This is a genomic window from Sphingobium phenoxybenzoativorans (assembly GCF_001757355.1).
GTDB classification, from domain to species: Bacteria; Pseudomonadota; Alphaproteobacteria; order Sphingomonadales; family Sphingomonadaceae; genus Sphingobium; species Sphingobium phenoxybenzoativorans.
On record NZ_MINO01000017.1, the window covers coordinates 51,622 to 71,659 of the forward strand.

The following is a 20,038-nucleotide window of genomic DNA, read 5'->3' on the forward strand; positions in this document are numbered from 1 at the left end:
GTACCATATGATCCGTTGGACATCCTGTCACAATCAGGGGATTTTTGCCCAGATATTGATGAATTTCAGCGTGAAGGATGTGATTTTTGATGAATATTGATCCTCATGACCTTGATCGCACCGACCTTCGCCTGCTGCGCGAGATTGTCGAAGACGGACGTATCTCGGATGTCGCGCTCGGCGAAAAAGTCCATCTGTCGAGTACCGCCGCTGCACGTCGCCGCAAGATATTGGAAGATCGCGGAATGGTGGCCCGATATGCCGCCAAGCCAGATCTGGTCCGCCTGGGCTTCGGCATCGTGGTCCATGTGTCAATTGAGCTTGTATCCCAAACAGAACAGGTTTTGACGGAATTTGAGGATGCGGTGATCCGCTGCCCGTCGATGAGTTATTGCAGCTTTGTCTCTGGCGATACCGATTTCATGATGACGGTGCATGTACGGTCTTTCGACGACTATGACCGGGTTTATCGCAAGGAGCTGTCCACCCTGCCCCATGTCGCCAAGATACGAAGCAGCTTTGTCATGAGGCCGGTCGCGCAACGCACGGTGCCTCCCGTCCTTTTCGACGGGCTAAAATAGGTCGCGCCTTGGTTCGAATCAGACGGCTTCATTGCCAAAGCGATGCAGGATTTCTGCATCATTCTGAATTTGGTTGCTTGAATCCATCAATAGCAACCGGCTCGTTCGCCAAATTTCACGGGAAGCTGCGACCTCTGTTGTGTATCATTGGGGCGTTCCTGAGTGAGCTGTCTGGCATGCAGGCCGGCACGCGATGCAGGGACAACAGGGTTATCGTGGTGCCCGGAAAGTCGGGACCGTATCGGGGTTGCCCCAGGGGACAAGCACAATACCGCTCAAGCCAGCCCCTGGCCTGCGCGCCTGCATGGCGCGCGCCCCGTCGTTCGCCCGGAGGATAACTGACGGCCCGACACGACAAAAGGGGACCGACAATGGAAATTCCGGGAACAGCATATAATCGCCGCAGCAAGTTACGCGCTCAGCTTTTCGCCACGGCGGGATCTCTGCTTTTTACGCTGGCGACCATGCCCGCCGCAGCACAGGATATGCCTGTCGCGCCGCAGGACGCAGCACCCCAGGAGGGTGCTCCAGCGGCGGAGATTGTCGTGACCGGCACGCGCATCGTCCGTGATGGTTATAATGCACCCACGCCGGTAGCGGTTTTGAGCAAGGCGGACATCGCGGCTCAAGCGCCCGCCAATATCTCCGACTTCGTAAATCAGCTTCCATCGATCGCAGGCAGCGGCACCTCAGGAACGAATTCCGGCGCCCTTTCCAACGCGGGCGCCGGCATCAACTCCATCAGTCTGCGGGGATTGGGCGTTGGCCGCACGCTCGTCCTGGTAGACGGGCAGCGTTCCGTTGCCTCAACCGTCGGCGGCATTGTTGATATTAACACCATCCCCCAGGACCTGGTGGAACGGGTTGAGGTTGTGACTGGCGGCGCATCTGCGGCCTATGGATCGGACGCTGTCGGCGGTGTCGTCAACTTCGTGCTCGACAAGACCTTTACCGGCCTTCGCATCGGCGCTGATCAAGGCATTTCCACATATGGCGACGGGCATAACTACAAGTTCACCGGCAGCGCCGGGCTGCTACTGCTCGATAGCCGGCTGCATGTCCTCTTTAACGCCGAATATTTCCGTCAGGAGGGCGTAGATACGATCGACCGCGACTGGAATGACAGCGGCTTCTTCATGATCAACAATCCGGCCTATACCGCCACTAATGGCCAGCCACAAAGGCTGGTCGGGTCGGGCTTTGGCCCGTCCGGTTACACGACGGGCGGCCTGATCGGCGCAGGACCACTGCGCGGCACCTATTTCCAGGGTCCCGGCCAAACGGGACAGTTGACCTTTGGTACGGTGCTCAGCCCCTGGATGGTCGGTGGTGACACAGCAACTACGTTGGCGGGCCACATTGGCACCAACTCTTTGATCCCGCACGATGAGCGGTTGAATTTCTTCAACCGCACCGCTTTCGACATCACGCCAGATGTGACGGTCTTTGGCCAATTCTCATACAACCGGTCGACCAGCCGCAGCTTCTATCAGCAGACGCCCAGCACCGGCGTCACCATCCAGGCGGATAATGCTTATCTCGCAACCTATTATCCGCAGATCGCAGCGGAAATGGCCACGCGCGGGCTGGGGTCCTTTACCATGGGCACCAGCAATGCCGGTTTCCCGGTGCCAGGCAGCAACATCAAGCGTGAGGTCTACCGCTTTGTCGGCGGCGCGGAAGGCCGGTTCCAGCTATTCGACCGCAAATGGGGGTGGAATGGCTATTATCAGCATGGCGTTACCAAGGCGCATGAGGAACTGACCAACACCTGGTTCAACGCCCGCATGACTCTGGCGCAAGATGCAGTGTTTGGGCCGGGCGGCAGCATTGTCTGCCGGTCAACCCTGACCAATCCCACCAATGGTTGTGTTCCCATCAATCGCTTGGGCACCATGGGGCCTTCGGCTGAGGCCCTCGCTTACATCTACGGCGCAGCACAACCGCAGCGTGACCAGACAATTAAGCAGGATGTCGCCGCCGTCAGCGCAAACGGAGAAGTGTTCGATCTGCCAGGTGGTGCTGCTGCGGTGGCATTTGGCGCTGAATGGCGCAAGGAGCAGATCAACGGGCAGGTGGACCCTCAGTTCAATACCGGCTGGCTATACGGCAATTTCCTCGTCAATCGCGGCGAATATACGGTCAAGGAAGGCTTCCTTGAAGTCGATCTGCCGGTGATCAAGGGCCTCAACGTCAATGCCGCGGGGCGTTATACTGATTATTCGACATCAGGGTCGGTCCAGACATGGAAAATCGGTGCAACATTCGAGCCGATCCCGGACATCCGCTTGCGCGGCAACATCAGTCATGACATCCGCGCGCCCAATCTCCAGGAACTGTTCGCGGCCGGAACGGCCCGAACCAACACCGTGATCATTCCCACAGGAGCCAATGCCCCAGCCACCGGGTCGCTGCAATTCGTTCAGAACCAAGTCGGCAACCCTGCATTGAGGCCGGAAGTGGCGGATAGCTGGACATTGGGCGCTGTGTTCAAGCCCCAGTTCCTGCCGGGCTTTTCTGCATCCTTCGATTATTACTCGATCAAGATCGACAAGGCGATCGGCAACGTGACCGCTCAGGATACGGTCGATCTGTGCTATTCCGAAGGTATTTCCAGCTACTGCAACAATGTTATCTTCAGCGGGAATACGCTCACCAGCATCGTCCTGCGCCCGATCAACTTTTCCCAGCAGACGGCGGAAGGCTTCGACATCGAGGCGAGCTATCGCCTTCCGCTTTCCAATCTGTCCGAAAGCCTGCCGGGCACCTTCACCATTCATTCGATCGTCACGCATTATATCAAGAATGTCATCGACAATGGCATCAGCTTTCCGATCGACTATGCAGGCGTAAACGGTGGATCGCTGGCGGGAACCTTCTCCTCGCCGAACTGGGTCTATCGCATCAGCGCCTTCTATGAGGCCGATCCGTTTACCTTCAATCTGGTGGCGCGCGGATTTAGCGACGGCGTTTACGGCAACGACTTCGTCGAATGCACGACCGGTTGCCCGACATCGAGCACGCAATACCGGACGCTGAACACTAATCACATCAACGGCGCGACCTATTTCGATGCATCGTTGGGGTTCAAGTTCAACGCATATGGAGGCAAGGGCACGCTGACGTTCATCGTCAACAATTTGCTCAACAAGGATCCTGTGCTGGCTGCTTATGGTCCAGACGGCAACAACATCCCCGCCTACGCCCAGACCAGCCGCTCCCAATATGACGTGGTCGGCCGCGTCTTCAGGGTAGCAGCCCGCTTCCAATTCTAAGACCAGCAAGGAGGATCCTGACCATGACCCGCATAAGGAAGGCGATGGCTGCCGTCGCCCTTACAACAACGCTGTTCACTCCGCTTGCACAGGCTGCGGCGCCCAAAGCCATGAAGACTGCGGCATCCGCTGCAGTCGACGCTCAGACCAAGCAGATACAGGTGATGGTGGATCAGGTTTTCAGTTATGCGGAGCCTGGTTTCCAGGAAGTCAGGACCTCGGAATATCTGACGAAAATATTGGAGGAGAATGGCTTTACCGTGACACGGGGCGTGGCCGGCATTCCAACGGCCTTCACCGCCACCTGGGGCAGCGGCGGTCCGTTGATCGCTTTAGGCAGCGATATTGACGATGTGCTCGGTGTTTCCCAGATTCCCGGCATTCCCAATATCAAGCCCCTGGTGGAGGGAGCGCCCGGCCATGGCGAGGGGCATAATGCAGGCATGCCTCTGGTCATCGCTGCGGCGATCGCGGTTAAGAAAGTGATGGAAAAAAACAAGATTTCAGGCCGCCTGATGCTGTGGCCGGGCGTAGCCGAGGAGTTGCTGGCGACCAAAGCCTATTACGTCCGTGACGGTCTGTTCAAAGATGTCGACGCCTGTATCTTCACGCATGTCAGCAGCGAATTCGGCACTGGCTATGGCGAAATGGGCATGAACGGGATGGTGTCGGTGGAATATACTTTCCACGGCAAAACCGCCCATTCAGCAGGAATGCCATGGGAGGGCCGCAGCGCTCTGGATGGCGTGGAATTGATGGACGTCGCATGGAATTTCCGGCGCGAACATCTGCCCCTCACGCAACGGTCCCATTATGTCATCACCAATGGCGGCGGCCAGCCCAATGTGGTGCCCGACAAGGCATCGGTCTGGTATTATTTCCGGGATCGCACCTTCAAATCCATCCGGGATCTCTACAACACGGGCAACGAGATCGCAGAGGCGGCTGCAAAGGCAAGCGGAACCACGGTGACGCGCCAAACGCTGGGCTATGCCGCACCGAATTTCGGCAACAAGCCCCTGGCCGAAGCAGCCCAAGCCAATATCCAGGCGGTCGGGATGCCCAAATGGACGGCGGACGACCAGGCCTTCACCAAGGCCGTGCAGGAAACCAACAAACGCAAGGTCGAGCCTTTGCATGACAAGGTGTCCGACCTTTCCACTCCGGAAAATCGCAAGCCCTCAATGGGCGGCGGATCGGATGATGTCGGCGACATCACTTGGACAGTGCCCACCATAACCATCCGTTTTCCTTCAAACATTCCTAACATGATCGGCCATAATGTCACGGCTGCCATCGCGATGGCGACGCCGATCGCGCACAAGGGAGCAGTAGCGGGTGCGAAGGCGCTGGCCATGACGGTTTTGGACCTGATGACTACCCCCAAGCTGGTGGCTGACGCGAAAACCTATTTCCGCGACGTTCAACTGAAGACGGACAGCTATGATCCAGTGCTGACCCCGGAGGACAAGCCAGCGATCTGGCTTAATGAAAAAACGATGCGCCTGCTGCGTCCGGAGATGGAGAAATATTATTACGATCCATCGAAATACAGCAGCTACCTCGAACAGTTGGGCGTGAAATATCCCACCTTGACGCCGCAATGATCATGTCCCGGAAAGCCATAAGGATCGTATCCATGAAAAAAAGAGAGCCTTTGGGTCGCACCATCGCTCTTATCGCGGCGTTGTTTTCAACGGCTGCGCTCCCTGCTGTCGCCACCGCAGCATCGACCAAGGCCATGAAGGCCGAAGCGGTTGCCAAGGTGGCGGCGCAGGCCAAGCAAGTCCAGGTAATGGTCGATCAGGTGTTCAGCTATGCGGAGCCTGGTTTTCAGGAGATCAGAACCTCGGAATATTTGTCCAGAATATTGGAGGAGAACGGCTTTACAGTAACGCGAGGGGTTGCAGGTATCCCGACGGCCTTTACCGCCACCTGGGGTAGCGGCGGACCTCTGATCGCACTGGGCAGCGATATCGACGGGTTGCTTGGCGTCTCACAAACGCCCGGAGCGCCCGATGTGAAGCCGCTGATTGCTGGCGCTCCCGGCCATGGCGAAGGGCATAACTCCGGTATGCCGATGATGATCGCCGCCGCCATCGCGGTGAAGCAAGTGATGGAGAAGAACAAAATTCCCGGACGCCTGATGCTGTGGCCGGGTGTCGCCGAGGAATTACTGGCCACCAAGGCTTATTATGTCCGCTCCGGCATGTTCAAGGACGTTGATGCGTGCATTTTCGGCCATGTGAATACGGGCTTCGGTACCGGTTATGGCGAAATGGGCATGAACGGCATGGTATCGGTCGAATATGAGTTCAGCGGCAAGACCGCCCACTCCGCAGCCATGCCATGGGAAGGCCGGAGCGCACTTGACGCGGTCGAGTTTATGGATACCGCCTGGAATTTCCGGCGCGAACATCTTCCGCTCAGTCAGCGGTCGCATGATGTCATCACCAATGGCGGTGGCCAGCCTAATGTCGTGCCGGGCAAGGCGTCAGTCTGGTATTATTTCCGCGACAGGGAGTTTTCGTCGGTTCGCTCCCTGTATGAGACGGGCAATGAAATTGCCGACGCAGCCGCCCAGGCAACCGGGACAAGTGTCAAACGGCGCGTGCTTGGCTACGCCGCCCCCAATTTCGGGAATAAGCCGATGGCCGAGGCGGCGGACGCCAACATCCGGGCTGTCGGTATGCCGGCATGGTCAACGGCGGACCAGGCCTTCGTCAGCGCGGTACAAAAAGCCAATCATTTGAAAGCTGGGCCTCTGGCGTCCAGCGTGACGCCCTTGTCGACTCCGGAAAATCGCATGGCTGGCGGGTTTGGCGCGTCCGATGATATTGGCGATGTGATGTGGACGGTGCCGACGATTACCATCGGCTATCCCGCGAATATTCCCAATGTAATCTTTCATCACGCCACCGCCGCGATGGCAATGGCGACACCGATCGCCCATAAGGGCACTGTCGCCGGAGCCAAGGCTGTGGCGATGACGGTACTGGACCTGATGACCAGTCCGAAGCTTCTCGCTGAGGCAAAGAGCTATTTCCGCGATGTCCAATTGAAGACACAGACCTACGATCCTGTCCTGACGCCGACCGATCAACCGGCCATCGACAGGAATGAGAAGGTGATGAAGGAACTGCGCCCGGCGATGGAGAAGTTCTATTATGACCCGTCGCGATATGGCAGCTATCTGGAGCAGTTGGGTATATCTTACACTGCGGCTGGAGGCTCTGACGGCAAATGATTTCTCATATTCTGCGGTCTAACTAGAACCCGTGCTGGCATAAGCAGTTGAAAGAATGATCCCGCCGGAAATGACGGGATCATTCTTTTCTAGGAAGCGCAGATCAGAAAGTCTTGGTGATCGAAAGACCGAATGTGCGCGGTGCTCCGACCAGTCCGGTGACTGGAAAGCCGAAGAAGCTTGCCCCCACCGTGCTGGACAAGGTGTAGAATTTCTTGGTCGCGTTTCTCATGAATATACTGGCGCTCAACCCTTGGTCAGCAAGGTTGAAATCTAGAAATAGGTCAACAAGCGTATAGCCGGACTGCCGGGAGAAAGGCAGTTTGAGCACAGATTGCTCCACCGCACTGGTATAGGTGGCATCGATACGTGGCGTGACACTCAATGCGCCGGAGTGGAAGGTGTAGGCTAGCGCGCCATGCAGTTTCCATTTGGGCGCATAGGTCAACGGATTGCCGGACAGATCATATTCGCCATTCGCGTCGGCCAATGTGCCATCCGGCAAGGGTGCTCCGAGATATAGAGCCGTGAAATCCGCCGTCTTATAGTCCGTAAATTTAGTGTGCAGATAAGCGGCATCGACATTGATCTGCAAATCGTCGATCGGGCGGGCGGTCACATTTGCCTCAAGACCATAAAGCTTTGCCCGCGCAGCATTCTGGGTGCTGATCTGGTTATTCTGCGGATCGTCGGGGTTGTTGACGACGATGTTCACCTGCAGATTTGAATATTTGTAGTAGAAACCGGCGAGATTCAGGCGAAGCCGGCGGTCGAACAGGTCAGCCTTGATGCCAGCCTCGAAATCCTTGATGTCTTCGGGATCGAAGGGCGGCTGCAGGCCAGAGACGTTGAAACCGCCGCTTTTGAAACCGGTGGAATAGGAAGCATAGAGGAACAGATCGGGCGACGCCTGATAATGGATTCCAACCTTCGGATCGAAGGAAGACCAGGAATCCGCGCCAGCAATGGTTATGTCGGCGGGGCTTTGGGGAAACAGCGGGAAGCGCACATAAGGGCTGCCCAAATTAAAGCGGTTGAGCGTGGTCGCGCTACGCTTTTCATAGCTGTATCGCGCACCGACATCGATGCCGAATTTGTCCGTCACATTGATCGTATTCTGCGTAAACAGCGCATAAGCGTCGGTTTTCTGCGTGCCTCGGAAAACCGCGCCTTCCCCCAGAAAATCCGGGAACCCGAAATAGATCACATTGACGCCGCCGCGGATGCCGGCGAAATTCTTTTCGTGGAAATAATAGCCGCCGACGACCATGTCGAGAATACCGAGCTTACCGCCCAGACGAACCTCCTGCGTGTAGCTATTCGACCTGTCGATGAAGTCGGCGGGTTGGAGGCGCTCCCCCAACGTCGTTCCATCCGGACTGGCATAGGAATGGGAATCGAGATGTTTGTAAGCGGAAATCGAAGTGAGCGTCACATCGCCCAGATCATATTCCAGCGTACCGGCGATTCCATAGGCCTCCACCCGCGTATCGGGACCGGGGCCAGCATAATCGCGCGGATTGGTTGGCAAAACGCCGCCGATTGATGTTCCAAATTGCGCATGCCCTGGCGATGGCCGAAGATAATGAAAGCCGCCACTATGGTCGTCCTCCAGGAAATAATCGCCCTGGAGCATCGCGGTGAGGGTACCGTCATCATATTTCAGCTTGGCGCGCAGGGCACGGGTCTTTTCGTCATCCACATCGCCGCCCGTATTGATGTTCCTGCCATAGCCCGAACGATCATTGGTCTGGAACGCCAGGCGACACCAACCGTGTCCGATAGAGGCGCGCCGATGGCGCCCTCCGTGCGGACCGCCGAATAATTGCCCACCGTCAGGCGGCCATAGCCGTTCAGTTCATCGCCCGGATCGCGCGAAATGAGATTGACCGCTCCAGCCGTAGCGTTGCGGCCGTAGAGAGTGCCTTGCGGGCCGCTCAACACCTCGACGCGCTCAATATCGAAAAAGGAGCCCAACGCCGCTTGGACGCGCGGATTATAGACGCCATCCGTGTAGAAGGCGACGGGCGGGTCGGAACCCGGGGCTATGGAATCAACGCCAATACCGCGAATGAATATGCGCACATCGCCGCCATTGCGTGAAAAATTCACATTGGGCAGCCTGGTGGTCAATGCTTCGATATTGCCGAGTTGCTGGCTCTGTAAAGTATCGCCTGTGACTGCGCTGATGGCTATCGGCGTTGTCTGTACGGACGCGATCCGGCGCTCGGCCGTGATGATGATGTCTTCTATCCGTTGAGCCTCATCGCTTTTTTCCGGCGGCGTCGCTTGGGCTTGCGCCGTGCCCGTTAACGCCGCGATGCCCAGCAGCGATGAGCTAGCAAAACACCAAATATTCTTATGCCTCATGTCCATCTCCCAACTTATTTTTTCGGGAAAATCGTTTCATATACGCAATGACACCTGCTGATGGTCACAGCCTTGCAATCGAAAAACGTGCAAGAAATTTGTTATGGACGATTATATTTCCCGAAATTTTGTAATAATCTTCGGAGATTTTTCGACAAGAAGGCACATTTTTATGACGTGCTTACATATTTGATACTTTTCGATATGTGAAATATCCTGATAATATATTTTATAAAATTTTCGATGAACTTATCTACCTTGGCATCGATATTTCTGATGCGCCTGCGTTGGAGAAATAGACCCTAGGCAGCGAAATTCATCCGCCATGTGATGCGCAGTCCTCCTAAACCATCAAACACGAGTGAAATGTTGCAAACGATGCGAAAGATTAGGCAGCATCGGCCTTTGGAGCGCTCTCAACGTCTGTGATCAGTTCAACCAATATGATTTCAGTGTCTTCGATCGCCTTGACCGAAATAGTGGCTTCATCATGGATAGCAGCGCCGTCCCGTGGCCCTATTTCCCATCCATTCACGGCGACCCGCCCCGTCGTCGGCACAAGATACCCTCGCGTCCCACGCGCCATAGGCCGAACAAGGGTCTCACCCCCCTTCAACGCGGCATTCAAGACGCGCGCATCGGCATTGATTTTCAGGGCGTCCGTATCGGCGGGATCGCCGCTGGCCAATATGACAAATTTTCCTGCCTCTTTGCCCGTGGGGAAAGTCCTGCCGCTATATTGTGGAGATCCGCCTGATGTGCGCGGCTGGAACCATATCTGGAACAGGCGGGCCAATTCATCGTCCGCATTGACCTCCGAGTGCCGGATACCTGCGCCAGCACTGGTCACCTGAACCTCTCCGGCGGCTATACGCCCTTTGTTACCCAAAGTGTCCTGATGAGTAATCGTTCCATCACGCACATAGGTAACGATCTCCAAGTCAGAATGCGGATGCATCGGAAAGCCCGACCTAGGCGAGATCTCATCATCGCTCCACGCCAGCAATGTGCCGAAAAGCCGATTTCTGTCGTCTTTGGCGAAAGGCGTAACATCAGAAGGAAGGAAATGCACCTTGGCCTTCAGCCAACCGCGATCTCCACCGAATAGATGTGCAAAGGGGCGATGCTCGATCATAACACTCTTTCTGAATTGGATTTTGCGGCGATCAGGCCAGCGAAGACGCCGCTCTCGCAACAGTCCGAAACGTCTGGCGGGCAGAGATATTAGCTCCACAGGCAACTGATATTGCCGGTTTATGCAAAGCTGCATGACCCGCCGCAGCGCTTGTATCGATATGGACTATCTTCATACTGCAGTTCCATCTGGCACCTGCTAATTTATCGGTGCTCGCTTTGGGAACAAGACGGCACAATTTTAGCACCAAGGGCACAAGGATGTGATTACGGCGTCATCAAGCAGGCCCCCGACGTGCCGGAAGAAGATCGAAATCCTGTCGCGTATCTCGCACAAATGGAGCCTGCTCATCATCATGGAGCTGGCTGGCGGCGCAAGACGATTTAGCGAATTGAAGCGGGCGATGGACGGTGTTTCGCAAAGAATGCTGACATTGACATTGAGAGATCTGGAACGGGACGGCTTCATCAAACGCATTGTCACGCCGTCCATTCCTCCACGCGTTGACTATGAACTAACGGAGATGGGGCGGTCGCTCGCAGGACCGGTTCAAGCCCTGAGTGACTGGGCCACACAGCATTTGACGCAGATCAATTCTGCACAGCTACAATATGAACAGGTTTCATCTTAACCGCGCCTGCCTGAGGGCGATCCGGTGGAAGCCAGCCTAAAAGATTGCGTAAGTTACATTGGATAGGCGAACGATAACGCCTCCTCTATTTCGAGGCGCGCAAACATATCGATTGTTTGGAAAACTGGAGCGGGCGAAGGGATTCGAACCCTCGACCCCAACCTTGGCAAGGTTGTGCTCTACCCCTGAGCTACGCCCGCTCTGGCGGTCGCCGGGTGTGTCCTGACGACGGGTGAGGCGCGCACCTAGCATCGGAGGTCGCAGGCGGCAAGTGCTCTTTTTAGCGCGCGCGGAAACTATGCTAGAACAGCTTGCGTGACTGGTCCCAACTCCCACATAGGGCCAATATCCGCGATTCATTTTTGAGGAGAAGACCATTGGCGACCCTTGGGCTTAGCGAGACGGACAAACATTCACTCGATGCCTTTCGCCGCGATGTGATCGAACCTTCGCGCACCAGCCTGGTCATCGTCGATTTCTGGGCGGAATGGTGCGGTCCCTGCAAGCAACTGGCGCCAGTTATCGAAAAGGTCTGCGCCGATTATGCGTCGAAGGGCGTTTTGCTGGTGAAGGTCAATGTCGATGAGAATGGCTTCATCGCTAGCCAGTTCCGCGTGCAATCGATCCCGACCGTATATGCTGTGTTCCAGGGCCAGCCGGTCGCTGACCTGAGCCAAGCGCGTACAGAGGGACAGCTCAAGCAGATGCTCGACCAGATTCTGGGTCAGCTTCCGATCGAATCGCAGGAAAAGGTTCAGGCCCAGGAAATTGCCCCCGTTATTGCAGCGGCAGAGGAAGCATTGGCCGCAGGCGATGCGAATCAGGCGCTGGCGTTATTTGATCAGGTTGCATCGATCGTAGCTGACGATCCGCAGATCATATCGGGTCAGGCGCGGTCATTGATCGCCTTGGGCCAGATTGATGAGGCGCAGGCCCTTCTGGATGCGCTGCCAGTGGATATTGCCGGGGAAAGCGCCATCGAACGCGCAAGGGCCGCCTTGTCCGTTGCTCATGCCGCGAAGCCGGTCTCCGACCTTTCAGGACTGGAGGCGAAGGTAGCGGCTGACCCGGATGATCATGCCGCCCGAATGGAGCTTGCAGGGGGCCATATGGCGAATGGAGACCGGGATGCGGCCGCCGATGCTCTGCTGGAGAGCATCCGCCGCGACCGTAGCTGGAACGACGGCGCAGCGAAAGCGCAGCTATTGACCCTGCTGGAAGCTGTTGGCCTGGAAGACCCGTGGGCCGGCGCACAACGCCGGCGCCTCTCCGCGATCCTCTTTTCCTGATCTGCCGGCACATGCCCAACGCTCAGCGCATATCGATTTTTCCCTTGGCGGGCGCGCTGTTGTTTCCGGGCATGCAACTGCCATTGCATATATTCGAGCCACGCTATCGTGCATTGGTGCGTGATGCCGTAGCGAGAGACCGGCGCATCGGCATGATCCAGCCTAGGGACCAACTTCCCGTTCCTTCCCTCTATGATGTGGGATGCGTTGGACGGATTGGCGAGATCGAAGCCATGGAGGATGGGCGCTTCAACATAGTGCTCACTGGCATTGCGAGATTCCGGGTCATCCGTGAATTGGAGGTCTCAACGCCGTTCCGGCAGGTGGAAGGGCTGATTGAGCAGGAGAACGATGATGAGGCGCTCGCTCCGATCGAGCGCGCCGCCTTGGAGCAAGAGTCCCGCCGGTTCGCAGATGCCAATGGCTATTCTGTCGATTGGGCAGCCGTGGTGCGGCTGGACGATGCGTCGCTGGTAAACGGAATCGCGCAGGTGGCTCCGTTCGATGTCGCAGCGAAACAGGCACTTTTGGAAGCACCCAATTTGCGGGAACGGGCTGAACGAGCGATCCAGTTGATGCAGTTTTTCGGACGCGCCGACGATGACGGACCATCAACCCTTCAGTGAATATGCCTCGCTCTCTCGACCTTCAGTGCATGTTGGCCGGAACATTGGTATGTCCGGCAACGCGTACGCCCCTGCGACTAAGCGATACGGGAAATGAGTTGATTTCCCATGCCGCAGGCCTTGCTTTTCCGATCCGTGACGGAGTGCCTATACTACTTGTCCGGGAAGCCAGAACGCTACAAACGGCCTAGCATTACAGTTGCATATTGATTGAAACTCTGAATCAATGTGTCTCCATGGTAAGGAGGCCGTGGATGACGGGCGCATCGATCGAAACGACACTGGAGCTATGGGCGTCTTCGCTGAGGGATGTGAAGGCGCGTATGCGCGCGTTGTTCACCCAGGAACGAGTTGCAGCGTCAGCGAACCTCTTCCTGGATGGTTTGTTGGGCGACGAGCGCCGCAAGACGGGCTGGATGCGCGCTGAGGCGGCAGGAGATCCCGGGCCATGGCGACAGCAGGCCATATTGGGCCGGGGGCGCTGGGACGCGGACGGGCTGCGCGACATTGTGCGAGAGTATGTTGTCGAGAACCTCGGTACACAGGACGCCGTTCTGGTCATTGATGAGACCGGGTTCCTCAAGCAGGGCAAGGCATCCTGTGGTGTTGCGCGTCAATATACCGGCTCGGCGGGCAAGATCACGAACTGCCAGATTGGGGTGTTCGCCGCCTATGTGTCGGCACGGGGGCATGCCTTTATCGATCGCGCGCTCTATTTGCCCAAGAGTTGGACCGGCGATCCAGCGAGGCTGGCTGCCACACATGTTCCCGAGACCATCGCCTTCGCCACCAAACCGGCTTTGGCTGTCGACATGATCGGGCGCGCGCTGGCGGCAAATGTACCTTTTTCCTGGGTGGCGGCCGATGCGGTGTACGGCGTCGGGGACATTGAAGGCGCGCTGCGCCGAGCCTGCAAAGGCTATGTTCTCGGGGTCAAATCCGATCATTACTTCGGTTCATGGGCAGGCAAGCCCATGGTCGCGGGCAAAGCGGAGGAGATTGCTAGCGATCTTGCGTCTGATGCATGGCAGCGTCTGTCTGCTGGCGAGGGAACCAAGGGCGCGCGGCTTCATGACTGGGCTTACTGCGAACTTGCCGATCTCGAAGCCGATGAATATGATGAGACGAAATCGGGACTTTGGACCCGGGGCCTTCTGATCCGCCGCAATATCAGCGACGGCGATCTCGCTTTCTTCACAACCTGGTGCCCCGCCGGGACGGGCATCCAGGAACTTGTTTCCGTCGAAGGCCATCGCTGGGCAATCGAAGACAGCTTCGAAACCTCCAAGAATGAACTCGGCCTTGATCACAACGAAACCCGATCATGGCATGGCTGGTATCGCCACGTCTCGCTCGTGATGCTCGCCTTCGCCATGATGGCGGTGATCCGGTATCGCGCCAACAACGCGACGCCCCCAAAAAGACCGAGGATGCCAACAATCAGGATCTGATCCGCTGGTCGATCCAGGAAATCCGGCGGATCGCCAACAAACTGACCCAGCGGCGTATCCAGCCCGCCTACATCATCGCTTGGTCATGCTGGAGGCGAGCGCATCAGGCTGCAGCACGGCGCGCTCATATCAAGTCTAAAGTGCAACTGTAATGCTAGACCAGCTCTCCAGTGAGCAGGCGGGGAAGCGCGCCCGATTCCCCCCGCGCTTCCGCCATAAATCGGTTTTTAAGCGGTGGAAGCTTCTGCACCGCGCCAAGGCCAAAGCGTCTGATTGCCGAGGCCGTTTTGCCCGGAACGTCGAACAAGCGGACTAGACCGTCCATGGCAACGGACACACTAAGCGCATCAAGCCCCCGCCAGCGTTGATACCTTTCCAAAAGTTGCGCGTCGCCAGGGTCAAGCCCCAACCGCATTCCGTCCACAATGACCTCTGTCAACGCCGCGACGTCGCGAAAGCCCAGATTGAGGCCCTGCCCCGCGATCGGATGAATGCCGTGCGCCGCATCGCCGGCCAGGGCAAGTCGCGTGCCCGTTATCCTAGCAGCGTGATGGAAACCCAGCGGGAAACTCGCCCGCGGCGCGGCAAGGCGGATATCGCCAAGGAAACCCCCTATCCGCTTTTGCGCCTCCGCCAGCCAAGCGCGTTCGCCGAGCGCCAGCATCGCGGCGGCATGTTTTACCGGCACTGTCCATACGACCGCCGACCGCGTTCCGGGCAGCATCGGCAAAAGCGCAAAAGGTCCGCCCGGGTAAAATATTTCATATGCCGTATTGGCGTGAGGGATGTCGTGATCAATGGCCGACACCATCGCGACATGATCATAATTCCAGCGTGCAATGCGGATGCCAGCGCTTTCCCGCATAGGGCTGTTCCGGCCTTCCGCCGCGACCAGCAAGGAACTGGTAATGCGTTGCCCGCTTGCAAGGGTTATGTCGACCTCATTCAAGTCCCGCTTGATCTCGACCGCACGGTCCGGCTGATAGCGGGTTAGCGATGTTGCTTCGCGCGCCGCGGCGGCAAGCGCGATTCGAGTTTCCCGATTTTCGAACATGATGCCCATGGGGCCGTCACCTTCGGGCGGCACAAAGTCGAGCGCGCCGGGCTCCAGTCCATCGCTGACCCAGATGCGTTCTATTGGACAGCCTTTGCCCTCCAGATGCTTACCCACGCCAATGGCGCTCAACATATGCCAACTGGCGCTAGCGATCGCAGAAACACGGCCGTCGAACCCTGGGGCAAGGCCCGCTTCCGGTTCTGCCGGATCGACGACTGCACAGCGCACGCCATGGGCAGTCAGCGACAAAGCAAGGGTCAGGCCGACGAGGCCACCGCCGAGAATGATGACATCATATCGCGCCATGCGCCGTGTCTAAGCGCTACAGGCGGAATTGCAAATGGCCATCTCCGCCTGCTCAGGCCGGACTGACCCCTTCTGCATCGATAACACCATCACCCGCATCAAAGCCGGTAATTCGCACGCGCTTCTCTATATGATCGACAGGGACGCGATGGAGAACAAGGCGCCAAACCGCGCCACCGTCCGCCTTCAGAATGAAACCGCCCTCATCGCGGTGCAGCCAGCCATACAGCTCCATATGCGCGTTTGCCGCTCCCATGCGACAATATGCCTTCAGTTATAGCAGCGTTTTGCGTCTCGTTCGTCCAATGCGCCCATTCCGGCAAAGAAAACCGAGGATGAGAGAGCGATGGTAAAGAGCGCGAGAGCAATCCAGGCAAAATCACCAGCCAAAGTGGTAAAGCCGAGTATGGCCATGGCAACGGCCGTCAGGAGCGAGAGGATTGCGAACCGATACACCCTAGTTACCTTTTCATTAGGGATATTCGGCACCAAAATGCGTAACGAAGGTAAATGTTCCGTTAACGCAAAAATATCACGGATAGCGCCGGATGGGGACCGGAATATTACATATGTCGGCACCGCCGGCCGGCACATTGAAGAATTCGTCCTGCCGATTGGCTCGCGCCTTGGCGTAGGCGGCAAATGTATCAGACATGGTGTCGAGCATCTGGAAATGCGGACGTTCTTTTTCCGGCAACTCGCTTGCCAGGCGAACCGACAGGATCGGAATCGCCTTTTGCGATTCTCCATACATTCCCAGTGAATCCGTGCCTCTCGGAAGGCTGGAAAGATGTTCAGTCCCCTCTGCCAAGCGCCCGACAATAGCGATGTTGCGGTCGAGGTGGCGGGGAGCATGACCCATCACGGCGTAAAGCTCCCCGCCATTGCCCGCATCAGGAGCGAGATTCCGCCCAGCCCCTACAGTGCCGTAACAGTGCACTGGCCATAAAGCCTTGCCATCCGTCGCCACGGGCCAGCCGTTCAAAAAGCCGGTGGCGGAAGCATAGCTGTCCCTGGACGGCATGAGCGTTAAGCCGCCGGTCACTGTTTTCCGATCAATAACATAGTCCTGCGGCAGATTTTTGCGCGCATCGGCGGGCAAAGCTTTCTTCTCGCTCCTGTCGCCCCATTGCACAACATAATTATCCTGCACTCGATATATACTGGTTCCATCCCACCAATGGGCAGCAGCGAGCTTGCGGATATTCGCGACATGCGCCGGCGCAAAGCGATCAGCCAACTGAAAGATGACGCGCCGCCCGCCTTCAATCTCCATGACCAACAGATCATCGCCGGGGATGGATATCCACGCTGAGGCAGGCGCTGTCGCTACAATCTCGGAAGGCGTCGCTGCCCGGGCGGTTGCGGACGCTGTGAAAGACAGCATCAAAAGTAAGGCGGCGTATCGCATAGGCGCATCAAGCGGGAACTTACGCACAATGTAAAGCGCCCCTTGCCTAGCGCGGTGCGCCGCGATAGGGAGCCTGCCTTCCAGTGCATATGCGGAGCGGTGGCCGAGTGGTCGAAGGCGCTCGCCTGGAAAGTGAGTATACGCCAAAAGCGTATCGAGGGTTCGAATCCCTCCCGCTCCGCCACTTGACGGTCTCTCGCGAACCGCGACGGACCGTACAAAGCCTCAAAAAATACCGCCTTATCAGTAGGTTGAAAAATATTTTTCAACCGCTGTGGTTCGCGTTGGATCGCCCTAAGCCGCAGCCGCGATTGGGAACAGGATTGGGGCTGGATATCGCCCTTTATGCCTCCCAGCTGAGCGGGCGGAGGTCGTGATGGCACGCAGATTCAGCAACAAGCTCGTCGCCAAGCAGGTGAGTGCAATCAGCAAACCGGGGAAACACTCGGACGGCAACGGCCTCTATCTGCTGGTGAAGCCGAACGGCAATCGGTCCTGGGTTTTGATCTTGATTGGCGCTGGACAACGGCGGGAAATGGGTTTGGGCACGCCAGAGGCCGTCCCCCTGTCTGCGGCCCGCAAGCTGGCCGCAGAGGCGAAGGCAGCGTTTGCCGAGGGGCGCGACCCTATCGCTGAGCGGGTCGAGGCAAGGCCCAAGCCAGCACTGCCGGTTCCGGTAACACTCCCGGGTCCGAAGCGTCGCGCTCGCTCCCAAGGGGGCGTCAGATTCTGGGATTTCGCGGACAAGCTGATCGATGAAATCGAAGACGGCTTCCGCAACGACAAGCATCGCAAGCAGTGGCGAGCGACTCTGAAGACGCATGCAGCGAAGCTGTGCGACTTGGAACTCGGGTTGATCGCTACCGATGACATCGTGGCTACGCTGCAGCCGATCTGGCTGAAGGTGCCAGAAACAGCGCGACGTGTCCGTGGGCGAATCGAACGCGTGCTCGACGCGGCTCGGATAGCGGGGCATCGAAATGGAGAAAACCCGGCCCGTTGGAAGGGGCATCTCGAGTTGCTGATGCCCAAGCAGCGGAAGTCAAAGGGGCATCACGCCGCGATGCCCTACGCCAAGGTTCCGGGCTTTTACGGCAAGCTGAAACTGCGCCCAGCCATGGCCGCCCGCGCGCTGGAGTTCGTGATCCTTACGGCGGCACGAACGGGTGAAGTTATCGGGATGACGTGGGGCGAGGTTGATTTCGAGAACCGGTTGTGGACCATTCCTGCCATTCGCATGAAGGCAGAGGCAGAGCATTCGGTGCCGCTGACGGATCGCGCTATGGCAATCCTGAACGCAATAAAGCCGGAAAACCTCCTGTCTCACCAGCTGGTGTTTCCGGCTCAGCGCAACGGCAAGCTATCCAACATGGCGATGTCGATGCTGCTCCGGCGCATGGAGGCCGATGGCGTTACCGTTCACGGCTTCCGCTCCTCGTTCCGGGACTGGGCTGGAGAAGAAACCAGCTTTGAGCGCGAGACGGTGGAGATGGCGCTTGCGCACACAGTCGGCAACAAGGCCGAGCGCGCGTACCGGCGTGGGCGCGCGTTAGCAAAGCGGCGCGAGCTCATGGATGCCTGGGAGGCATTTTGCTGCGGTTGTCCACCAGAGGAACAAGCCTGTCAAAATGGCGCAGCCCTGTGCGAATCTTTTGCTTAGATATGCGACCCGGATCAGGCCGGTGCGGACATATATTCGCTCGATTGACCAATCTAGCTGCGCTAACCTCTGCGCATGGGGGACGGATATAATTTCCATCATCTCCAGGGAGAGATTCTAGCTCGCAGCCGTGCAACCGATTGGGAAACGGCCGAGCGAGAATGGTGTCTGCTGTCGATTTCGGAGGCGGACGAACCCGAGACGTGCCTTTGCAGTCACTTCCCGATCATTGAACTGTGCACGATCGCCAATCGGATCACCGGTATACAAGTCGATGTCGGCAATGTCTGCGTAAAGCGGTTCCTCGGCTTCCGGTCGGACCTGATCTTCGCCTCGATAAAGCGTATCCGGAACGACATGACGCGCAGCATCGGCGCTGATGCAGCCGTGTTGTTTCATGAACGCGGCATCATCAACGCCTGGGAGTATGGATTTCAACAGAACACCCGCGCCAAGCGCAATCTCACTGGGAAACAGATGGAAACGCGGATTTCGATCAATCGTAAGATTCTGGCCTCACTCAAACGGCGCGGTATCCAGTGAGTGAGATGACGACCGTACCGACCATCCTCAAATTGACGATCGAACGGTTTCGCGGGCTGGAGAAGCTCGAGTGGCACCCCAGCCGAGGCGTCAATCTCATCCTGGGCGGCGGCGATGTCGGAAAGACGACGATCCTAGACGCAATCGCATTGCTGCTCAGTCCCGTTAATTCCGCCACTCTCCCGGACACGGACTACTACGGGCGCGTGATTGAAGATGGATTTTCAATCACTGCCGTTCTGGGGCTGCCAGCGGGCAGCGGTATCAACGCCCAGCAGAAGCCGGCTTGGCCGTGGGTTTGGAATGGACGGGAGGCAACTGCACCCGCGCTCGAGGACGAGGCCCGTGACGAGGAAGCGGTCTATGTCGTTCGGGTCCGTGCGACCGAAGATCTCGAGCTCTATTACGAAGTCCTGCAGCCCGATGGGGGCGCCGACAGCTTCCTGGACTTGTACC

At 57.5% G+C, this 20,038-nt stretch carries 19 protein-coding genes and 2 tRNA genes; 13 read left to right on the forward strand and 8 right to left on the reverse strand.

Annotated elements, in window-relative coordinates:
* Nucleotides 1–89 precede the first annotated feature (89 nt).
* The 4 genes from BHQ40_RS10965 to BHQ40_RS10980 all read left to right on the forward strand — a co-directional run bounded on the left by BHQ40_RS10965 (nt 90) and on the right by BHQ40_RS10980 (nt 7,103).
* A complete protein-coding gene (locus tag BHQ40_RS10965) occupies nt 90–581 on the forward strand; it encodes an Lrp/AsnC family transcriptional regulator (RefSeq protein WP_070155816.1) in 492 nt (163 codons plus the stop codon).
* A 464-nt stretch (nt 582–1,045) separates the two neighbouring features.
* Nucleotides 1,046–3,856 carry a TonB-dependent receptor domain-containing protein gene (locus tag BHQ40_RS10970; RefSeq protein WP_070155861.1) on the forward strand — a complete coding sequence of 937 codons (2,811 nt, stop codon included), beginning with the start codon at nt 1,046–1,048 and terminating at the stop codon, nt 3,854–3,856.
* Between the two features lie 44 nt (nt 3,857–3,900).
* Nucleotides 3,901–5,463 (forward strand): amidohydrolase, encoded by a 1,563-nt coding sequence (locus BHQ40_RS10975; protein WP_435593912.1) that lies wholly within the window; start codon nt 3,901–3,903, stop codon nt 5,461–5,463.
* A gap of 32 nt (nt 5,464–5,495) precedes the next feature.
* Nucleotides 5,496–7,103 carry an amidohydrolase gene (locus BHQ40_RS10980; RefSeq protein ID WP_070155864.1) on the forward strand — a complete coding sequence of 536 codons (1,608 nt, stop codon included), beginning with the start codon at nt 5,496–5,498 and terminating at the stop codon, nt 7,101–7,103.
* Nucleotides 7,104–7,206: 103 nt separating this feature from the next.
* Here the strand turns inward: BHQ40_RS10980 and BHQ40_RS10985 are convergent, their stop codons facing one another.
* The 3 genes from BHQ40_RS10985 to BHQ40_RS10995 form a co-directional block, all read right to left on the reverse strand.
* Nucleotides 7,207–8,805 (reverse strand): TonB-dependent receptor, encoded by a 1,599-nt coding sequence (locus tag BHQ40_RS10985; protein WP_070155820.1) that lies wholly within the window; start codon nt 8,803–8,805, stop codon nt 7,207–7,209.
* Nucleotides 8,766–9,473, reverse strand: a complete 708-nt coding sequence (locus tag BHQ40_RS10990; RefSeq protein WP_070155822.1) for a TonB-dependent receptor — start codon at nt 9,471–9,473, stop codon at nt 8,766–8,768. The genes BHQ40_RS10985 and BHQ40_RS10990 overlap by 40 nt, the downstream gene beginning before the upstream one ends.
* Before the next feature lie 388 nt (nt 9,474–9,861).
* A complete protein-coding gene (locus BHQ40_RS10995; RefSeq protein WP_070155824.1) occupies nt 9,862–10,608 on the reverse strand; it encodes a pirin family protein in 747 nt (248 codons plus the stop codon).
* 262 nt (nt 10,609–10,870) lie between these two features.
* On the opposite strand from BHQ40_RS10995, the gene BHQ40_RS11000 reads away from it, so the two are divergent.
* Nucleotides 10,871–11,239, forward strand: a complete 369-nt coding sequence (locus BHQ40_RS11000; protein WP_070155826.1) for a winged helix-turn-helix transcriptional regulator — start codon at nt 10,871–10,873, stop codon at nt 11,237–11,239.
* A 125-nt stretch (nt 11,240–11,364) separates the two neighbouring features.
* On the opposite strand, the gene BHQ40_RS11005 is transcribed toward BHQ40_RS11000, so the two are convergent.
* Nucleotides 11,365–11,439, reverse strand: a tRNA-Gly gene (locus BHQ40_RS11005).
* A 177-nt stretch (nt 11,440–11,616) separates the two neighbouring features.
* Here BHQ40_RS11005 and BHQ40_RS11010 point away from each other — a divergent pair.
* The 4 genes from BHQ40_RS11010 to BHQ40_RS11020 are packed head-to-tail and all read left to right on the forward strand — an operon-like array spanning nt 11,617 to nt 14,605.
* On the forward strand, nt 11,617–12,528 hold the full coding sequence (locus tag BHQ40_RS11010; RefSeq protein WP_070155828.1) for a tetratricopeptide repeat protein: 912 nt from the start codon (nt 11,617–11,619) through the stop codon (nt 12,526–12,528).
* An 11-nt stretch (nt 12,529–12,539) separates the two neighbouring features.
* Entirely contained in the window at nt 12,540–13,154 is a 615-nt protein-coding gene (locus BHQ40_RS11015; RefSeq protein ID WP_070155868.1) for an LON peptidase substrate-binding domain-containing protein, read from the forward strand.
* 29 nt (nt 13,155–13,183) lie between these two features.
* A complete protein-coding gene (locus BHQ40_RS25055) occupies nt 13,184–13,345 on the forward strand; it encodes a Trm112 family protein (protein WP_083276856.1) in 162 nt (53 codons plus the stop codon).
* Between the two features lie 45 nt (nt 13,346–13,390).
* A complete protein-coding gene (locus BHQ40_RS11020; protein WP_083276850.1) occupies nt 13,391–14,605 on the forward strand; it encodes an IS701 family transposase in 1,215 nt (404 codons plus the stop codon).
* Nucleotides 14,606–14,759: 154 nt separating this feature from the next.
* Here BHQ40_RS11020 and BHQ40_RS11025 read toward each other — a convergent pair whose 3' ends face one another.
* The 4 genes from BHQ40_RS11025 to BHQ40_RS11040 form a co-directional block, all read right to left on the reverse strand.
* Entirely contained in the window at nt 14,760–15,968 is a 1,209-nt protein-coding gene (locus BHQ40_RS11025; RefSeq protein ID WP_070155833.1) for an FAD-dependent monooxygenase, read from the reverse strand.
* Nucleotides 15,969–16,020: 52 nt separating this feature from the next.
* Entirely contained in the window at nt 16,021–16,224 is a 204-nt protein-coding gene (locus BHQ40_RS25060; RefSeq protein WP_083276851.1) for a DUF5818 domain-containing protein, read from the reverse strand.
* Nucleotides 16,225–16,238: 14 nt separating this feature from the next.
* Nucleotides 16,239–16,382 (reverse strand): DUF1328 domain-containing protein, encoded by a 144-nt coding sequence (locus BHQ40_RS11035; protein WP_139139273.1) that lies wholly within the window; start codon nt 16,380–16,382, stop codon nt 16,239–16,241.
* Between the two features lie 118 nt (nt 16,383–16,500).
* On the reverse strand, nt 16,501–17,244 hold the full coding sequence (locus BHQ40_RS11040) for a peptidylprolyl isomerase (RefSeq protein WP_253183325.1): 744 nt from the start codon (nt 17,242–17,244) through the stop codon (nt 16,501–16,503).
* Nucleotides 17,245–17,472: 228 nt separating this feature from the next.
* On the opposite strand from BHQ40_RS11040, the gene BHQ40_RS11045 reads away from it, so the two are divergent.
* The 4 genes from BHQ40_RS11045 to BHQ40_RS11060 form a co-directional block, all read left to right on the forward strand.
* Nucleotides 17,473–17,563 (forward strand) — tRNA-Ser (locus BHQ40_RS11045).
* A 192-nt stretch (nt 17,564–17,755) separates the two neighbouring features.
* Entirely contained in the window at nt 17,756–19,039 is a 1,284-nt protein-coding gene (locus BHQ40_RS11050; RefSeq protein ID WP_070155842.1) for a tyrosine-type recombinase/integrase, read from the forward strand.
* A 75-nt stretch (nt 19,040–19,114) separates the two neighbouring features.
* On the forward strand, nt 19,115–19,582 hold the full coding sequence (locus tag BHQ40_RS11055; RefSeq protein ID WP_070155845.1) for a hypothetical protein: 468 nt from the start codon (nt 19,115–19,117) through the stop codon (nt 19,580–19,582).
* 5 nt (nt 19,583–19,587) lie between these two features.
* Nucleotides 19,588–20,038 (forward strand): AAA family ATPase (locus BHQ40_RS11060; protein WP_171905832.1); only part of this gene is annotated, 451 nt, incomplete at its 3' end.

Bases quoted from the DNA above. Each gene is read 5' to 3' on its own strand.
- BHQ40_RS10965 (WP_070155816.1), top strand. From the start codon at position 90: ATGAATATTGATCCTCATGACCTTGATCGCACCGACCTTCGCCTGCTG.
- BHQ40_RS10970 (WP_070155861.1), top strand. From the start codon at position 1,046: ATGCCCGCCGCAGCACAGGATATGCCTGTCGCGCCGCAGGACGCAGCA.
- BHQ40_RS10975 (WP_435593912.1), top strand. From the start codon at position 3,901: ATGGCTGCCGTCGCCCTTACAACAACGCTGTTCACTCCGCTTGCACAG.
- BHQ40_RS10980 (WP_070155864.1), top strand. From the start codon at position 5,496: ATGAAAAAAAGAGAGCCTTTGGGTCGCACCATCGCTCTTATCGCGGCG.
- BHQ40_RS10990 (WP_070155822.1), bottom strand. From the start codon at position 9,473: ATGAGGCATAAGAATATTTGGTGTTTTGCTAGCTCATCGCTGCTGGGC.
- BHQ40_RS10995 (WP_070155824.1), bottom strand. From the start codon at position 10,608: ATGATCGAGCATCGCCCCTTTGCACATCTATTCGGTGGAGATCGCGGT.
- BHQ40_RS11015 (WP_070155868.1), top strand. From the start codon at position 12,540: ATGCCCAACGCTCAGCGCATATCGATTTTTCCCTTGGCGGGCGCGCTG.
- BHQ40_RS25055 (WP_083276856.1), top strand. From the start codon at position 13,184: ATGTTGGCCGGAACATTGGTATGTCCGGCAACGCGTACGCCCCTGCGA.
- BHQ40_RS11020 (WP_083276850.1), top strand. From the start codon at position 13,391: ATGGTAAGGAGGCCGTGGATGACGGGCGCATCGATCGAAACGACACTG.
- BHQ40_RS11025 (WP_070155833.1), bottom strand. From the start codon at position 15,968: ATGGCGCGATATGATGTCATCATTCTCGGCGGTGGCCTCGTCGGCCTG.
- BHQ40_RS25060 (WP_083276851.1), bottom strand. From the start codon at position 16,224: ATGGGAGCGGCAAACGCGCATATGGAGCTGTATGGCTGGCTGCACCGC.
- BHQ40_RS11035 (WP_139139273.1), bottom strand. From the start codon at position 16,382: ATGGCCATACTCGGCTTTACCACTTTGGCTGGTGATTTTGCCTGGATT.
- BHQ40_RS11040 (WP_253183325.1), bottom strand. From the start codon at position 17,244: ATGGAGATTGAAGGCGGGCGGCGCGTCATCTTTCAGTTGGCTGATCGC.
- BHQ40_RS11050 (WP_070155842.1), top strand. From the start codon at position 17,756: ATGGCACGCAGATTCAGCAACAAGCTCGTCGCCAAGCAGGTGAGTGCA.
- BHQ40_RS11055 (WP_070155845.1), top strand. From the start codon at position 19,115: ATGGGGGACGGATATAATTTCCATCATCTCCAGGGAGAGATTCTAGCT.